Here is a 17,810-nt window from a genome sequence, read left to right as displayed (position 1 = left end):
TTATTTAAGCATAAGTTCTTTTAGCATGCGCTCAATATCAAGTGGGTTAGATTTTGAGATAAAACCATCTGCGTGAAGAGACATTGCCATTTCTTCGTTGCTACTTCCGCTCATTGATGAATTGACAACGATAGGAATATGCGCTGTTTTTTTATTGCCTTTGACTTGCTTGATTACCTCAAATCCGCTTGCTTCCGGCATTTCAAGGTCTGTGATAATCATTCCCACTGACTTGATGTCAGTTGTCGGGGCAAAAATATAATCAAGCAGTTTTTTACCATTTGTAAAGTCATAATGCTCAACTCCGATACGATTGAGTATAATCTGCATTGTTTTAAGCACGCTTGGGCTGTCATCTGCGAGCAAGACGATTTTTGAAGTCCGAATCTGCCCGACTTTTTCAAGATCATTTTCTTTTTCTCGCTCAATCCACGGAAACACATCAACAAGCATTTTTTCAATGTCCACAACCTGCACAAGCTTCCCGTCAAAATACCGCGTCCTGCTTACAAGCTTTCCATTTGCGGTATTGCCAATTGTGCCAGAGCTTTGCTCGATTTCTGTCCATTTTTTGCTTAGGATTCTGTCTGCTTCATACACCCGCACCCCAATAGTCCAGCGAGAAAATTCACAAATCATTACAATATCATCATCGCCATCTTGTTGGATTTTGTAGGGGGTAAGATCTTTGCTTTTATCAGCCTCATCATAAAAAAACCATTTACGCATATCAATCAAAGGAATCGTTAATTCCCGAATCGTAATCAATCCCTCCACCAAAGAGCTTTTTTCATGGCTTACAATCGTAATCACGCCACGATATTTGACTACTTCTCGGATTTTAAATACATTCACAGCATAAAGATCTTTACCTTTTTCAAGGCGGAAACACAATAGCTGAAGCTCATTATTTTTATGCAGATTGGTAACTTGATCAACTTGTGATAAATTCGACATTGTATTCTCTTTTTGGATTAAAGTTTATCGTATCATACCATAAAAAACTTATGAAAAAAGTTTAAAATTGCTTCAAAAAAGCTTTTAAGTTTTTTGCTGCTTGGCGGATTCTTTTTTTGTTTTCAATCAATGCAATCCTCACATATTCATCGCCCATTTGTCCAAAGCCCACACCCGGACTTACCGCTATTTTGGCTTCTTGAAGAAGCTTTTTTGAAAACTCCATACTGCCTAAATGGCACGCACATTTAGGAATCCTAGCCCACACAAACATACTTGCTTTTGAAGGCGTTATATCCCAGCCTGCATTACCAAAGCTCTCAATAAGCACTTGCATTCGCTCTTCGTATGTGTTTGCGATGTCTTTTACGCATTGTTGATCGCCTTTAAGCGCGATTGTCGCTGCGACTTGCATAGGCGTGTAGATTCCATAATCAAGCCAACTTTTGATTTTTTGCAATGCAGCAATCATTTTTTGATTGCCAACGACAAATCCTATCCTCCAGCCAGCCATATTGTAGGATTTACTCAATGTATAAGTCTCGACTGCGACATCTTTTGCGCCCTCTACTTCCATGATCGAAGGCGTCTTATAATCCCCAAAAGTCAAATCAGCATAAGCAATATCACTAATGATATAAAATCTCTCTTTTTTTGCCATTTGCACCAATCGCTCATAAAAGTCTTTGTAGACGATAACAGTCGTTGGATTGTGCGGAAAATTAACAATAACAAATTTTGGCTTAGGAATGGATTCTGTCAAAACCTGCTGCAAACTCTTAAAAAATGCCTCATAATCAAGCTCCATTTTGTCATTCCATTTGATCGCAAAACGCGCGACATTTGCCCCACTCAAAATAAAAGCATAATAATGAATAGGATATGCTGGATCTGGTACCACCGCATTATCGCCCGGATTTGTGATAGCTTGGATAAGATGCACATATCCTTCTTTGCTTCCCATTGTTACGCACACTTCAGATTCTGGATTGAGGCTGACATTGTATTTGTTTTTATACCACTCACAAATCGCCAATCGTAATTTATAGATTCCGCGACTCACTGAATAGCCGTGATTTTTGGGCTTTTGGGCTGCTTGAGAGAGTTTATCGACAATATGCTGCGGGGTCGCACCATCTGGATTCCCCATAGAAAAATCAATCACATCTTCGCCATTTTGACGCATTTGAAGTTTTATTTCATTAATAGCCGCAAAGACATACTTTGGAAGTCGTTTTATCTTATCAAATTCAATCTCATCAAACATTTTTCACTCCGCCTTTATTTAAAAATTAAGTAGCATCACTTCAAGCTTGTCTTTTATGATATTTGGATTGAGCGCATCTGTAATCATCACAAACCGAACTCTATCATCAAGAGTGAGATTCACTTCTGCTGTGGGTGTATTTTTGATGATGAGATTAACAATCTGCAAATCTTTATCATAGCACACGATTCTGGGCGTCCATTTTGGGTTTGCATTGAGCTGGAGATTACCTGATTGTGGAATGCTTATCCAATACTCGCCACTCACTTCTCGCAGGCTCAATGCATTGCCTAATGTGATTTGCTTTGCATTAAAAAGCTGTGGATTCTGAGATTCTACTAAATACTCCCAATCATTGATATTTTTGCGCTTAATATCTATAAGCCTAAAGCCTCTTTTTTGAAGCTCGCCAATGAGTATCGCAGGATCGATGCTATGCTCAGTAACCAAAGAAAACTGCACATTTGATATGCCATCTACAAAGCTAGAGCGCGTAACGATATAATATGAATATCCCATTGAAGAGAGGACATTATTAATCGTATAAACAAGCAAAATAGGAGATGTTTGAGAGATGAAAGAGATATTTAAATCAAGGGGCGAAGGAAATTTAAGAACAATAAGTCCGTTATTTTTAAGCTCTTTAATCACAAGCGGAATATTAATCTCACCATTGAGATAAAACTGCTGGCGATTTTTGAAAATCATATCAACAAAAGCTTTATTGATAGAATACGAATCTGCCCCTATAAGCTCATGGATTTTATCATCTAATAAATCCCCAAAGCAAAGCACCAAAGCAAAGCACCAAAGCACAATTTTTTTCATTATCGAGCCTGTTCTGCTAATCTCTTATATGTCGCGTTGTCGATTTTTTTGAGTCCATTATCTGGCTCATAGATAAAATAAAGCGGAAAATTTCCTTTATCAAAGTCAAAATTTTGCCCATCAATACTCAAAGCAAAATTACTATGCCCAAATGCCAAAAGAAGCCGATGATTTTCTGACTTAATCGTATAAGTATCAGAAGTTACGCCTTGGTATTTGCGTTTTTTGGTATCAAGATCAACAATATCAAGCCACAATTGCATATTTGTCGTTACGACTAGCTCATTGCCTTGAGATTCACTATTTGTTTGATTTGCTTGTGATGTTTGAGAGGCTTTAGATTCTGCCCTGCTTGATTCTCTGCTTGAATCCTTACTTGATTGAGTGTCTGATTCGATGATTTCTGGCTCACTTGATGCCGTGCTATCATCTTCTGTGTTTGTCTCATTTTGTGCTTCATTTTGATTCTCATCAGCGATCACTTGAGTTGTTTGCACTTCGCCCTCTTGCTCTGCTTTTTTGCCAATAAGATTCTGGTAAATAAGATAAAGTAGCACGACAATCACCACAACCACAATGGTGATATAAAATTTTTGCTTAGAAGCGACTTGCTTTTTTTGATCATCGATTGCATCGTATCGAGATTTTTGCGTATCAAGCGATAGATCTTTGACTTCGACTTTGTCTTTATTGCTCTCTTTGCTATTTTGCTTTTGGTATTGGTCAAATTCTTCAAGCAGTCCTGAGAGATCCATTTTGTATTGTCGCTCCAGAATCTGCAAAAAGCCCACCAAATGCACGCGCTGAATGCTATCAAATTTTTTATTTAAAATATTTTCTACACGAGAAATAGAAATTCTTGTGTCTTTTGCTATTTGCTTTATTCCGATTTCTCTGAGTTTTTCTAAATTTTCTTCCATATTTTGCCTTTATGTATTAGAATCCAAATATGCCATCACTATCCCCGCTGCAACACTTACATTTAAGGAATCAAAACCATTACGCATTTTGATGGATAGTATTTTATCAACTTTTTTAGAAATTTTAGTCATTAATCCCTCACTTTCATTGCCCAAAAACAAACTCCATTTTTGCGCGGGCTTCAAATGTGCGATATTCTCGCCTCTCATATCCGCGCCATAGCATTCAAATCCTGCGAGTTTGAGCTCATTAAGCACATCAAGCGGATTATTAATGATACAAAATGGAAGTGAAAAAATCGCTCCTGATGAAGTGCGCGCGATAGATTCTAGTTTTGGATTCTGAATCTGAGTGATAATAATCCCCTCAACTCCCAAACAATACGCACTTCTAAAAATAGCCCCCAAATTTCCAACATCGCTAATCCCACACAAAACAAGGATTCTGCTATATTGCTTTAACTCATCAAACCTACAAGGCAAAATCGGTGCAATCTCTGCCAAAATCCCTTGATGATTGCCACCTTTAGCGAGGGCTTGCGCTTTTTTTGGATCAAGCCTAATGATAGGTTTATTGAGGTTTGCGCATTGCCTAAAAGTGTGCTTATCCCATTCTTTAGCAAGATAGATTTGCTGGATTTTTTCTGAACAATGTTTGATTGCATACAACACAACTTGCTTGCCATAAATAATCATTGCGCTATGAGCTCCTTATAAATTTGCTTTGCCTCTTTGTCGCTTATTTGCGCAAGAAGTTTGGATTTGAGCTTGGGTGGCAAAGGCAGGGCTAGAATCTCATCATAGCACAAACAAAGTTGTCGCTTTGGCGTGGCACAAATCACAATCACCCATTCTCCTTGGATATTGCTTTTTTGAAGCTTTGAGAGCACATCTTGGGGTGATCCTATCACAAAGCTTTGATGAAGTTTTGTTATTTCTTTAATCGCAAAGATAGAGGCATCATTGCAGACTTGCACCATATCTTTGAGAGAATCCAAAATCCGATGAGGACTCTCATACACGATCACAGGAAGCCCATAGCGCAACAATTCAAGGAGCTTTTTTTGACGATTGTTTTGCTTATGTGGCAAAAACCCGCCAAATACAAAATCTTGAGATTCTACCCCGCTAAAAGCAAAGCCAAGCACAAAAGCACAGCACCCCGGCAAAACCTCATAAGCTATATTATGTGCTTGTGCGTATTGCACCAAAAGTGCGCCGGGATCGCAAATGCTTGGCATACCAGCATCACTAAGATAAATGACATTTTTATCAAATATACAAGGATCAAGCTTGGCGATAAATTCGTCTTGATTGTGCGAATGAAAAGAAAAAAACTGCTTGTTTGCGGGATTGAGTGATAAAATTTTGCTCGATAGATTCTGTGATGGATTTCGTGATAGATTCTCTTGCGATGAGCTTTTTTGGGGAGTATCAAAAATCCTCTGAATACAAAATCTCTCTTGCAAAAGCGATAAAAGCTTTTTAGCCATACGCGTGTCTTCGCAGATAATAATATCTGCTAACGCTAAGGCTTCCAACCCCCTAAAAGTAATGTCAAAAAGATTGCCAATGGGTGTCGGAACAAGGATAAGCACGATTATTTCATATTGTATTTTTGGCGGAATCGCTCAACGCGCCCTGTTGTATCAGCGATTTTGTCGCTTCCTGTATAAAAAGGATGACAAAAGCTTGAGATGTCGATTCGTAGCTCTTTTTTTGTGCTTAAGACTTCGATTTCTTTTCCGCTTGTAACGCAAGTTACTTTGCAAGGGACATATTCTGGGTGGATTCCTTTTTTCATCATTTCTACCTTTTTAAGTATTTTGAATCGCTGATTGTAGCATAAAAACTTGAAAATAAGCTAAAGCTTATTGCCAATATAGAGCAAATGGCACAAGAGCTATTAGAAAGTGAGAATCTGCCTTCAAACACACTAGATTCTTATTATTTAGAATCTAGCTTCCAAACGCAGGAGATACAGCATTTTTTTACCGACTTTCACTCCCCTATTCGCCCACTTCAAAACCCATCATATCAACGATTTTGCACTATCACCCACCCTACAAAAATCCGCCGCCCAAAGCATATCAAAAGCGTGCAATCCCTTGCTAAAGTATTGCATTCTATCGTGCATATTGAATATAGTGCGATTGATTTAGCCCTTGATGCGATGTATCGCTTTAGACATTTGCCCCTGCAATATTATCGTGATTGGCTTATTGTGGCATTGCAAGAGGCAAATCACTTTAGACTTTTGCTAGATTCACTTCATAGTTTAGGCTATGAATATGGAGATTTTGCTGTGCATTCCCAGCTTTTTGACGCACAGAGTGCTACGCAGGATTTTAGAGATAGAATGGCATTGCTTCATCGTGGCTTAGAAGCAAATGGACTTGATGCAAATCCTTTTGTGGTAGCTAAGATTGAGCGTTTTGAACACGAGAGTATTCCGCAGATTCTACAAACGCTTGAGGTTATCCTGCACGATGAGATAGAGCATGTAAGAAAAGGGGATTTTTGGTGGAGATATGCCAATACCAAAACAAGCCCAGAGGACTTTCTAGCAATACTTCAAAATTTTAAGCAATTCCACTCCGTGCCAAAGATACTCAATCACAAAGCAAGGCTACAAGTGGGCTTTTCTGCTGAAGAGCTGGAGTGTTTAACACACCTTTATTCCACAAATTCATAGCACATCTTACAGAATTATAGAATCTACTTTAAAGCCCTAACATACTTTTTAATACACTTTATTGCCCAGTCATAATGACTTGAAGTGCTGCTCACACAATAGCTACCAAGACTTGTGTTGCCACACCACTTATAATGCTTTTTCACAAAAAGTGTTTTAAGCGGTAAAGTGGCGATAAGCTCCATTACTTCTGTATGGCTTTGATAAAGCAAACTTTTTGCGTGTTCTAGTGAAGTGGCGTGGTGTTTTTCTTTAATTGCCCAATTCATTTTTGGATAAGTTTTGAAGTTGTAGGGTGGCGGCAAAAAAGGGATAAAATCACTAGTTTTATTGAGATTTGTCCGCACAAAAGTAAGTAGTAAATTCTGCCATTCATATAAATGGATAAGCACATCTTTAAGTGTCTCGTCGCGTTCATTGTAGGCAAAATGAGTATTTTGGGCATCAAGCGGGATAGATTCAATAATTGCAAAGAGCTTTTCAAAATTTGTCTGTGAAGCTTCTTGTAATTGCAACTTTGTCGTAGGGCGAGACATTTATTTCCTTTCTCAAAAAAAAAAAAAAATCAATCTCAAATCACAATCTCATTTTAACCCATTTTATCTAACAAAAAAAATATAAAGATGAAAAATCCAAAGTAACTAATCACAATCTCAAACCAAGTATTCTCAAGGAATCTAACAAACAGAACAATCAATACGAAACTAAAAATCCAAATCTTTGTAGCAAATCAATCAACACTATCTTAAATCCATAAAACCAAACAAATTCAATCAAACAACCAAAAGCAAACAGCAAGATTCTATATAACGAAGTAAAAAATAAGTAAAAAGAAGAATCTCCCTATCCCTGCATCGACCTACATTCCCACACTTGCAAAGTGCAGTATCATCGGCGAAGAGGAGCTTAACTGCTAGGTTCGGAATGGAGCTAGGTGTTGCCTCCTCTCTATAGACACAAGGAAAAGGGAAATAAAGACAAATAAAGCTTACAAGATAGCTTTGAGAATCTAAAAGCTTCAAGCCTAAGATGAAAGCTAGATTTAAAAGCCTAAAGCTTCTCTAAAAGATTGGATTCATAAGAATGAGATTCTAAGGATTGCTCTTTATACCTAAAGTTTTAAACTCTTATCTCTTTGATTAGGCTTTTTATAAAAGCTTTAACTCTAAAAAGTCTGTTAAAACTTTTGCAATGCTTTTTAGAGTTTATAGCTAGATTGTATGGCTTCCATAGAATCTACACAGAATCTAAGACTCTCTACAAGCAAAAACTTTAAAGCTTCAAGATTTTAGAATCTCTTACATCTTTGACTCTCAAACCTTAAAAAGTTAAAACGACTCTTTGACTACAGAAGAATCTCTTAAAGCTCTAAGCACTAGATTCTTGTAAGCTCTAATCTAAGATTCTAGAATCTACAATTTGCTTTTGAGATTCTATAAATCTAAAACTCATAGAATCTAAAATCTAAGAATCTACTTTGAATCTATTTGCCCTTATTTCCATTTTCCAAAGGTGAATTTTATTTGTCAATAACCTATAAGTATAGAGAACACACTCAATAAGGCAGTGTATCTTTAGATACATGTTTATTTATCTTATGATAAACAATAAGCCAAGCGGTCTATTAGTAGTAGTCAGCTAAACACATTACTATGCTTACACATCTACCCTATCAAGCAGCTAGTCTTGCTGCGACCTTCAGGGAGAGTTCATCTTGGAGTTGGCTTCCCGCTTAGATGCTTTCAGCGGTTATCACATCCATGCGTAGCTACCCAGCGATGCCCTTGGCAGGACAACTGATACACCAGTGGCATGTCCATCCCGGTCCTCTCGTACTAGGGACAGCTCTCCTCAACTCTCCTACGCCCACGGCAGATAGTGACCGAACTGTCTCACGACGTTCTGAACCCAGCTCGCGTACCGCTTTAAATGGCGAACAGCCATACCCTTGGGACCTGCTCCAGCCCCAGGATGCGATGAGCCGACATCGAGGTGCCAAACCTCCCCGTCGATGTGAGCTCTTGGGGGAGATCAGCCTGTTATCCCCGGGGTACCTTTTATCCTTTGAGCGATGACCCTTCCACACAGAATCACCGGATCACTATGACCGACTTTCGTCTCTGCTCGACTTGTTTGTCTTACAGTCAGGCTGGCTTATGCCATTACACTCTACTTGCGATTTCCAACCGCAATGAGCCAACCTTTGCAAGCCTCCGTTACTTTTTAGGAGGCGACCGCCCCAGTCAAACTACCCACCAGACATTGTCCTGCTAGAGGATAACTCTAGCCAGTTAGCAGACAGAAACATTAAGGGTGGTATCTCAAGGGTGGCTCCATCTCCACCGGAGTGAAGATTTCAAAGCCTCCCACCTATCCTGCGCATAATATTCCCATCGGCAGTGCCAAGCTGTAGTAAAGGTCCACGGGGTCTTTCCGTCTTGCCGCGGGTAGGAGGAATTTTCACCTCCACTACAATTTCACTGAATCCCTGGTTGAGACAGCTCCCATCTCGTTACGCCATTCATGCAGGTCGGTATTTAACCGACAAGGAATTTCGCTACCTTAGGACCGTTATAGTTACGGCCGCCGTTTACTCGGGCTTCAATTCAACGCTTTGAGTTGCCTCTAACGAATCCTCTTAACCTTCGAGCACCGGGCAGGCGTCACACCTTATACTTCCTCTTACGAGTTTGCAAAGTGCTGTGTTTTTGGTAAACAGTCGGGAGGGACTCTTTGCTGAGACCTACTTGCGTAGGCACACCTTATCGCGAACTTACGGTGCTAGTTTGCAGAGTTCCTTAACCAGAGTTCTTTCACGCGCCTTAGAATACTCATCTCATCTACCTGTGTCGGTTTGCGGTACGGGCAACCATTGTTAAACTTAGAGGCTTTTCTTGGCACGACGGCATCAGCGATACTCCCCTTGGTCCGAAGACCGCAAGAAGCTATTGGAGTTTCAAATACAAGGGCGGATTTGCCTATCCCTCAATTTACACTCTTAAGTTAGCACTTCCATCCGCTAACATCGCTTAGCCCTATGCGTCCCCCCATCGCGCACAATGGTTGGTATAGGAATATTAACCTATTTCCCATCGCCTACCCCTTTCGGACTTGGCTTAGGACCCGACTAACCCTACGATGACGAGCATCGCGTAGGAAACCTTAGACTTTCGGCGAAGTGGATTCTCACCACTTTTATCGCTACTCATTCCTGCATGCTCACTTCTATACGCTCCAGCACTTCTTGCCGATATACCTTCAGCGCATATAGAACGCTCTTCTACCACTATGCATCAGCATAATCTACAACTTCGGTGTCTATCTTAGCCCCGTTATATTTTCTGCGCAAAATCACTAGACCAGTGAGCTGTTACGCTTTCTTTAAAGGATGGCTGCTTCTAAGCCAACCTCCTGGTTGTCTGAGTAACTTCACATCATTTTCCACTTAGAATAGAACTTTGGGACCTTAGTTGGTAGTCTGGGTTGTTTCCCTCTTGACGATTGATTTTATCACCCACCGCCTGACTCCCAAGATAGGGCAATAGGTATTCGCAGTTTGACAGGGGTTGGTACCGCGGTGAGCAGCCCTAGCCCAATCAGAGCTCTACCCCCTATTGCTATCACTTGAGGCTATACCTAAATATATTTCGAAGAGAACCAGCTATCACGAAGTTTGTTTGGCCTTTCACCCCTATCCACAGCTCATCCCAGCCCGTTTCAATGGGCACGAGTTCAGTCCTCCGGTGGGTGTTACCCCACTTTCAACTTGGCCATGGATAGATCACTTCGCTTCGGGTCTGCAGCATCTGACTTTAGGCTCCTCATTTATAGTTACTATTGGCTAGAAATTCGGCTTGCACGCAATCTTTACGGGAGCTTGAAAAAATCTTGCTTACATACAAGGAGTATGCTACGCATCGATTTTTTCTGCGCAACCCACAAATCTTACGCACAATCCTAGAATTTCTTGTGTGCGTGTTAGATTCTAAAAATTTAGAATCCTTCTACACTCTCTTAAGTTTCTTAAGACTTTAAGATTCTATCTTTACGATAAAAGAATCCAAAATAACTATAAAAGAGGAGCCTGCGCCCTTTCAGACTCGCTTTCGCTACGGCTTCGCGTTTGCTTAACCTTGCCAGATACCACAACTCGCAGGATCATTATGCAAAAGGCAGTCCATCACCCTGATAAATCATAGGGCTCTGAATGATTGTAGGCAAATGGTTTCAGGTTCTATTTCACTCCGCTCACTGCGGTTCTTTTCACCTTTCCCTCACGGTACTTGTTCGCTATCGGTGTGATAGGAGTATTTAGGGTTGGAGAGTGGTCTCCCCTGCTTCAGTCCGGATTTCACGTGTCCTGACCTACTCTGGATACTGCTACCTATAAAAATCCTTTCGCATACGGGGCTATCACCCTTTATAGCGGAATTTTCCAAATCCTTCTGCTAGAATTTCTAAGTGGATATTGCAGTCCTCAACCCCGAATGCAAGCATTCGGTTTGCCCTCTTCCCCGTTCGCTCGCCGCTACTAAGAGAATCTCATTACGATTTCTTTTCCTCTAGCTACTGAGATGTTTCACTTCGCTAGGTTCGCTCCTATTATGGTAATGCGTATTGCTACGCATTGGGTTGCCCCATTCGGAAATCTATGGATCAAAGCTTCTTGACAGCTCCCCATAGCTTATCGCAGTCTAGTACGTCCTTCATCGCCTCTATCACCCAAGGCATCCACCATTTGCCCTTGAAAGCTTATTGTAAGAAACTAAGCTTTTGCTCTTAGTTTCAAGCTTTTCAGATTGATAAAACTATGTATTCTAAAGATCACTGCCTTATTGAATGTGTTACAAACAATAAGGTGAGTATTGTAGTCTATAATCATTTAGGCTATTGACAATATAATGTTAAATAACACTTAGACAAAAGTCTAATAAGAATCTTTATAAATCTTTTAGTTCTAAAGACTCTTATTAAACTTTTTTCTTTGCTTTAGTATTTCAATGTATTGCATTTATTTTTGATTTCTTGTTTGATACATTCTTTATGCATTTTATATTAGATATTTTATCTCTTTCCTTGGATTTGTTTTTCTTTAATTTGTTTTTTTATCTTTTGTGCTTCCTTTTTTTATTTTTTATTTTTTGATTTGATGTTTTTGTGATTTTTTGAATTGCTTGATTCTTTAAATTCTTTGATGGCTTTTATTTATGTTTTTCATAAATTTTAATATTCAAAGCAATCATAAAATACTCTACAATACCCTGCAATCCTTCTATATCTCTAAAACTCAAATCCAAATCTCAAATAAAAATGTGGTGGAGAATAGCGGGATCGAACCGCTGACCTCCTGCGTGCAAAGCAGGCGCTCTCCCAGCTGAGCTAATTCCCCTTATGGTGGGCTTAGGAGGACTTGAACCTCCGACCTCACCCTTATCAGGGGTGCGCTCTAACCACCTGAGCTATAAGCCCCTTTTTATAATTGATGCTAAGCGATGATAATCTCTGAAAACTAAGCAAGAATCTTTAAATGTTGCATACTTCATAGCCAAAGGTTTAGGTATGTCTAAACAAATAGGGCATACCATTTCTCTAGAAAGGAGGTGATCCAACCGCAGGTTCACCTACGGTTACCTTGTTACGACTTCACCCCAGTCGCTGCATCCGCCGTGGACGGTAGCCAATTTAGCATTCCGGCTTAGGGCGAATACAACTCCCATGGTGTGACGGGCGGTGAGTACAAGACCCGGGAACGTATTCACCGCAACATTGCTGATTTGCGATTACTAGCGATTCCAGCTTTATGTAGTCGAGTTGCAGACTACAATCCGAACTGAGAGGCGTTTTGGAGATTTGCTCCATCTCGCGATATTGCTTCTCTTTGTGCACCCCATTGTAGCACGTGTGTAGCCCTAGGCGTAAGGGCCATGATGACTTGACGTCGTCCTCACCTTCCTCCTCCTTGCGAAGGCAGTCTCCTTAGAGTGCTCAGCCGAACTGCTAACAACTAAGGACGAGGGTTGCGCTCGTTGCGGGACTTAACCCAACATCTCACGACACGAGCTGACGACAGCCGTGCAGCACCTGTTTTCAAGCTCTGGCAAGCCAGCACTCCGCTATCTCTAGCAGATTCTATCAATGTCAAGCCTAGGTAAGGTTCTTCGCGTAGCTTCGAATTAAACCACATGCTCCACCGCTTGTGCGGGTCCCCGTCTATTCCTTTGAGTTTTAATCTTGCGACCGTACTCCCCAGGCGGAATGCTTAATGCGTTAGCTGCATTACTGCCCTGACGAGCAGGGCAACAACTAGCATTCATCGTTTAGGGCGTGGACTACCAGGGTATCTAATCCTGTTTGCTCCCCACGCTTTCGTGCATGAGCGTCAGTAATGTTCCAGTAGGTCGCCTTCGCAATGAGTATTCCTCTTGATCTCTACGGATTTTACCCCTACACCAAGAATTCCACCTACCTCTCCCACACTCTAGAATAGCAGTTTCAAATGCAGTTCTATGGTTAAGCCATAGCATTTCACATCTGACTTGCTATCCCGCCTGCGCACTCTTTACGCCCAGTGATTCCGAGTAACGCTTGCACCCTCCGTATTACCGCGGCTGCTGGCACGGAGTTAGCCGGTGCTTATTCGTTAGATACCGTCATAATCTTCTCTAACAAAAGGAGTTTACAATCCTAAAACCTTCATCCTCCACGCGGCGTTGCTGCTTCAGGGTTTCCCCCATTGAGCAATATTCCCTACTGCTGCCTCCCGTAGGAGTCTGGACCGTGTCTCAGTTCCAGTGTGTCCGTTCACCCTCTCAGGCCGGATACCCGTCATAGCCTTGGTGAGCCATTACCTCACCAACAAGCTGATAGGACATAGACCAATCCTTTAGCGGAGACTCTTAATAAAAAATTCATGCTTTAGAATTTGACTTGCACGCAATCTTTGCAAGATTCTGCGAAAAAGGCTTGGTCATTACCGCTTAGGTAACTCCCTGCACCTTTTTCTTGAAAACTTGCAAATCTTACGCACAATCCCAATTCTTGCTCTAGATTCTAAAATCCTAATCTTTTACAGAATCTTGAAATTTAGATTCTGTGTTTTGGAGATTCTAGAATTCTAAGATTTTGAGATGATTTTGTGGGTTGCGCAGAAATTTTTAAACAAGATAGAACATTAAAGTTCATCGTAGTTTAAAAATTTCAAGCTCCCGTAAAAGCACTCAAAAGCTTGAATTCTCTATTAAGAGTCCCTTTCTCTCGTAAGAAGTATCCAGTATTAATCACCGTTTCCAGTGGCTATCCTAGACTAAAGGGCATGTTATCTATGCATTACTCACCCGTGCGCCACTAATCCATCTCTAGCAAGCTAGAGACTTCATCGTTCGACTTGCATGTATTAGGCACGCCGCCAGCGTTCACTCTGAGCCAGGATCAAACTCTCCGTAAAAATTACGGGAGGTTGAGCCAAAATAAAATAATGACTGCAAACTCTCCGTAAAAATTTCTTTGGCTTCTGAGCTGATTTTTGGGATTCTGCGAAAAAGGCTTAGTTATTACCGACTAAGGTAACTCCCTGCGCCTTTTTCTTGAAAACCCAAAAATCCTTCTCAAAATCCTTTGAAATTGAATCTAAAAGATTTGTTTCAATTTACAGATTCTGCAAATTTCCTCCAAATCCTTAAGAATTTAGAATCTCAAATGTTTTACTCATTAATAATGACAAAACTTTAAGATTCTAAAATTTTAGAATCCACTTTTAATTCCTAAGAATCACAAGCGAGATTCTATTTGTTTCGGATTATTTGTCCTAATCTCTTTGTCAAATCACAAAACTATTTCCTTTATTCTTAAACTCTAAAGATTAAGACCAAAGTTATAGTCGAGTTGTGTTGTATAGTATAAATGATTCAAAGAGATTTAAGTTGTTAAAACTATAAAAGTATTTACACTTAAATCTTCTTGCTTAGATTTCAAAGATCATTACCGAATTTCATCAATCATTCTTTCATCTTTACATTAGGAATTAGGAATGGATAAAATTAAGTAAAAGAACATCATAAAAAAAGATTAATTCAGAATCCAAAAATGAAAGATACCTCTTTTAATGCAATTTTTAAGAGCAAGAATGTTACACAGGTATGACTTAAAGGTTGCTTAAAGTATAACAAAATCAATCTAAATTAATTACTTTCTATTTTTATTAGAGAATCTAAAGCCAAAAACTCAAACATTTAGTTATTAGATTTTGTTTATTTTTATACATAAATTGATACTATACAAGCCAAGCAATGTGGTAATTTTGGAGTTTAACAATGAAGAAATATTATGTGAAGTATTATGTATCAATTCTCTGTATTTTGTGTCTAAGTAGCGGTTGCTTTCAGCCAAAAACACTCTCTGAGACAAACTTAAAAAGCACAAAACCAAATGACAACTCATCTCAAATCTCAAAAACATCAGCCCCAAATCCCAAACAACCAAATAAGCAAACCACTAAACACAAACAACTCGCCAAAAAGCCAAACATACAATCCACCAAACAGCCAACCACTAAAGCTACTTCCACTTCAAACCCCCATAAAAACATTATCACCACCCCTGCTGAAGCTCCAAAACCCCAAAATAAAGCCAATACAAAACAATCCCAAATCCACACTCCTAACAACACCTCCACCCAAACAACCCAAAAGCAAGCCTCATCACTTGAAGCATTTGGCACGCTCACCACCCAGCCAAACACCCAAAACAGCCCCACAGCCCACATGCAACAAAATCCACAAAACACCAAGCACACAGCAGAATCTAACTTAAATTCCAATATAGATATAGATTCTGCTTTAGATTCTACATTGCATTCTGCGCTAGATTCTAGGCTAGAATCTAGCGCAAAACCTACACCAAATCCCAAACTAGAATCTACACCAGAATCTAACATAGAATCTAGCCTAGATTCTGCAAATCCTACTTTTCCCGCTTTACAAACTTTGCAAACCCAATCCCAGCCAAATATAGAGCCAAATACAAAGCCAAATTCCGAGCGGCTCCAGCCTGTCTCTTTTGCTATTGATTATGATCAATTAATCCACAATGAATACCTCATCGATAATGATATACACATCAAAACACAAACCAAAAGCCAAAATGAATATGTCATCGTTGAAATATATGATTCTATGGGCGCGCTAATGGCGAGTCTTTCGTTTGTAAATGGCGTGCTTCATGGCATAAGCAAAGCCTATAAAGATAACCAAATCATAAAAGAAGTCCCATATATTAATGGACAAATTCATGGCGTGATGAAAACATACAAAAACGCAATTACGATTGAAGAGTCGTTTTCGCAAGGCAAGCAAAACGGACCTACCAAAATCTACACAAATAGTATCCTCACATCTATAAAACATTACAAAAATGGCAAAAGAGAGGGCGAGATGATCGAGTTTGACAAAGCAGGAAAGCTTGTCTCACAAAGTTATTTTAGTAATGGTGTAAAAAATGGCAAATCCTTTGGCTATGGAATCAACCTTAATGGCTTCACAAACAGCAAACAAGCCTATAATCAGCTTTATCACAATGGCTCTTTGGAGGGCAAATCCATAACTTACAATGAAGATGAAAAACCAAAAATCGAGCGATTTTACAGAAATGGATTCTTAGAAGGAGTAGAAATCGTCTATGAATACCCAAGCCAAAATATCGCTTATAAAGGATTTTATAAACAAGGCTTAATCGCACAACCATACGAAAACTACGATAAAACAGACAAGCAAGGCAAACAAGGAGTGTATTATTCCATCAAGCCTCTTGATTTTGACAATGCAATCCACAAACAATCTAATGATGTATGGATATATCAAAATGGCACGATTGCTATTTCTTACACAAATACGCCCCAAAACGCCCATACCCAAAACCCCACTGCCAAAAATACCACTGCAAACGCCCCCTCCAGCAATCGCACAATGAATATTTATCGTCCAAATGGCACACTAGAATCTAGTTTTATATTTGGCGATGAATTAAGCGCAATCTATTACAACAAACAAGAAAACATTTCCTCAAAGCTACAAAGATCACAAGATACAAGCATTGTTTGGATTTACAATGATGATGGTAGCCTACGCACAAAAAGCCAAGAAAACGCGCAAAAAAGCATGATCCAAAGCTACAATAATAATTTGCTTGAAAATGAAATCATTTGGCTTGAAGATCAAGAAATCACGATCCAAAAAGGATTCTACCCAAATCAATCCTTAGAATTTGAGCATTATTACAAAAACGGCAAAATGATAAGTGGCACCCTGTATGATACATCTCATCGCATTATCTCAAGCTTTACATACTCAAGTCAAGATGAAATTTTTGATGAAGCATTTCCTCATACCGCAGCACTCAAGCGCGACAAAACAATTCCTCAATGAGGTGCATAAATGAGTAAAACCTTACAATTAGTATGCTACAATACCGCAAAAACAAAGGCGAGGCAAGAATGAGCGAACGATTTGCGCGGACAAAACTTCTTTTTGGAGATAAATTTAGCCAAATCCAAAAGAAAAAAGTGATTATTTTTGGCGTTGGAGGCGTTGGGGGATTTGCGCTAGATTGCTTGTATAGGACAGGGATTGGAGAGATTGTGATTGTCGATAAAGATATATTTGATGAAAGCAATCAAAATCGCCAAATCGGCTCACAGCAAGTCGGCGAGAAAAAAATAGAAGTATTGCAAAAGCTATATCCCGGAATCAAAGGTATGTTTGCTCAAGTTGATGAGAATCTGCTTGAGAATCTAGATTTGCGTGCGTTTGATTATGTGATTGATGCGATTGATGATATTCCAGCTAAAGTACTGCTTGCAATGCAATGCAAAGATATGCCATTTGGGAGATTTATCTGCTCCACAGGCAGTGCCAAAAAGCTAAACCCGCTTGATATTCGCGTCAGTAGCATTTGGAAAAGTTATGGTGATCGGTTTGCAAGAAAACTGCGCGATAATCTCAAAAAACAAAAATTCAACCAAAACTTTAAGGTGGTTTTTAGCCCAGAACCTCCAAAATGTGAAGGGTTAGGAAGTTTTAGTGCTGTAACAGCAAGCTTTGGATTACAAATTGCAAGCGAAGTAATCCAAGATATTTTGAAAGGAGAATAA

The 17,810-nt window shown here is 39.7% G+C and carries 11 protein-coding genes, 2 tRNA genes and 3 rRNA genes; 3 read left to right on the top strand and 13 right to left on the bottom strand.

Annotated features, from left to right (window positions below):
• The 7 genes from DY109_RS05650 to rpmE all read right to left on the bottom strand — a co-directional run bounded on the left by DY109_RS05650 (position 1) and on the right by rpmE (position 5,776).
• Positions 1-957, bottom strand: coding sequence for a chemotaxis protein (locus DY109_RS05650; protein WP_023945917.1), 957 nt, complete (start codon positions 955-957; stop codon positions 1-3).
• A gap of 61 nt (positions 958-1,018) precedes the next feature.
• Positions 1,019-2,224, bottom strand: coding sequence for an LL-diaminopimelate aminotransferase (locus tag DY109_RS05645; protein WP_023945916.1), 1,206 nt, complete (start codon positions 2,222-2,224; stop codon positions 1,019-1,021).
• Positions 2,225-2,242: 18 nt separating this feature from the next.
• Positions 2,243-3,052, bottom strand: coding sequence for a hypothetical protein (locus DY109_RS05640; protein ID WP_023945915.1), 810 nt, complete (start codon positions 3,050-3,052; stop codon positions 2,243-2,245).
• On the bottom strand, positions 3,052-3,972 hold the full coding sequence (locus tag DY109_RS05635; protein ID WP_023945914.1) for a hypothetical protein: 921 nt from the start codon (positions 3,970-3,972) through the stop codon (positions 3,052-3,054). The genes DY109_RS05640 and DY109_RS05635 overlap by 1 nt, the downstream gene beginning before the upstream one ends.
• A gap of 9 nt (positions 3,973-3,981) precedes the next feature.
• On the bottom strand, positions 3,982-4,668 hold the full coding sequence (gene rlmB, locus DY109_RS05630; RefSeq protein ID WP_023945913.1) for a 23S rRNA (guanosine(2251)-2'-O)-methyltransferase RlmB: 687 nt from the start codon (positions 4,666-4,668) through the stop codon (positions 3,982-3,984).
• Complete coding sequence (rsmI, locus tag DY109_RS05625; RefSeq protein WP_115737818.1) at positions 4,665-5,570, bottom strand: 16S rRNA (cytidine(1402)-2'-O)-methyltransferase; 906 nt, start codon at positions 5,568-5,570, stop codon at positions 4,665-4,667. Before rsmI ends, rlmB begins: the two co-directional genes overlap by 4 nt.
• A gap of 2 nt (positions 5,571-5,572) precedes the next feature.
• Entirely contained in the window at positions 5,573-5,776 is a 204-nt protein-coding gene (gene rpmE / locus DY109_RS05620; RefSeq protein WP_023945911.1) for a 50S ribosomal protein L31, read from the bottom strand.
• Positions 5,777-5,863: 87 nt separating this feature from the next.
• Between rpmE and DY109_RS05615 the strand changes: the two genes are divergently transcribed.
• Positions 5,864-6,667 carry a ferritin-like domain-containing protein gene (locus tag DY109_RS05615; RefSeq protein WP_023945910.1) on the top strand — a complete coding sequence of 268 codons (804 nt, stop codon included), beginning with the start codon at positions 5,864-5,866 and terminating at the stop codon, positions 6,665-6,667.
• Between the two features lie 23 nt (positions 6,668-6,690).
• Here DY109_RS05615 and DY109_RS05610 read toward each other — a convergent pair whose 3' ends face one another.
• From DY109_RS05610 to DY109_RS05585, 6 genes are all read right to left on the bottom strand, one after another.
• Positions 6,691-7,203 carry a ClbS/DfsB family four-helix bundle protein gene (locus DY109_RS05610; RefSeq protein WP_002956215.1) on the bottom strand — a complete coding sequence of 171 codons (513 nt, stop codon included), beginning with the start codon at positions 7,201-7,203 and terminating at the stop codon, positions 6,691-6,693.
• Positions 7,204-7,513: 310 nt separating this feature from the next.
• Positions 7,514-7,629 (bottom strand): 5S ribosomal RNA (gene rrf / locus DY109_RS05605).
• Between the two features lie 641 nt (positions 7,630-8,270).
• Positions 8,271-11,425, bottom strand: a 23S ribosomal RNA gene (locus DY109_RS05600).
• Between the two features lie 555 nt (positions 11,426-11,980).
• Positions 11,981-12,056: transfer RNA gene (locus DY109_RS05595), tRNA-Ala, on the bottom strand.
• 3 nt (positions 12,057-12,059) lie between these two features.
• Positions 12,060-12,136 (bottom strand) — tRNA-Ile (locus DY109_RS05590).
• A 124-nt stretch (positions 12,137-12,260) separates the two neighbouring features.
• Positions 12,261-14,111 (bottom strand): 16S ribosomal RNA (locus DY109_RS05585).
• Together the 16S, 23S and 5S rRNA genes with 2 tRNA genes alongside form the textbook arrangement of a ribosomal RNA operon.
• A gap of 865 nt (positions 14,112-14,976) precedes the next feature.
• Here DY109_RS05585 and DY109_RS05580 point away from each other — a divergent pair.
• Both DY109_RS05580 and DY109_RS05575 read left to right on the top strand, forming a co-directional pair.
• Positions 14,977-17,085 (top strand): hypothetical protein, encoded by a 2,109-nt coding sequence (locus DY109_RS05580; RefSeq protein WP_115737817.1) that lies wholly within the window; start codon positions 14,977-14,979, stop codon positions 17,083-17,085.
• A 68-nt stretch (positions 17,086-17,153) separates the two neighbouring features.
• Positions 17,154-17,810 (top strand): ThiF family adenylyltransferase, encoded by a 657-nt coding sequence (locus DY109_RS05575; RefSeq protein WP_034549025.1) that lies wholly within the window; start codon positions 17,154-17,156, stop codon positions 17,808-17,810.

Source organism: Helicobacter fennelliae, from assembly GCF_900451005.1.
GTDB classification, from domain to species: domain Bacteria; phylum Campylobacterota; class Campylobacteria; order Campylobacterales; family Helicobacteraceae; genus Helicobacter_B; species Helicobacter_B fennelliae.
The sequence above is the reverse complement of the archived record's forward strand: the minus strand, read 5'-3'. Positions and strand labels throughout refer to the sequence as shown.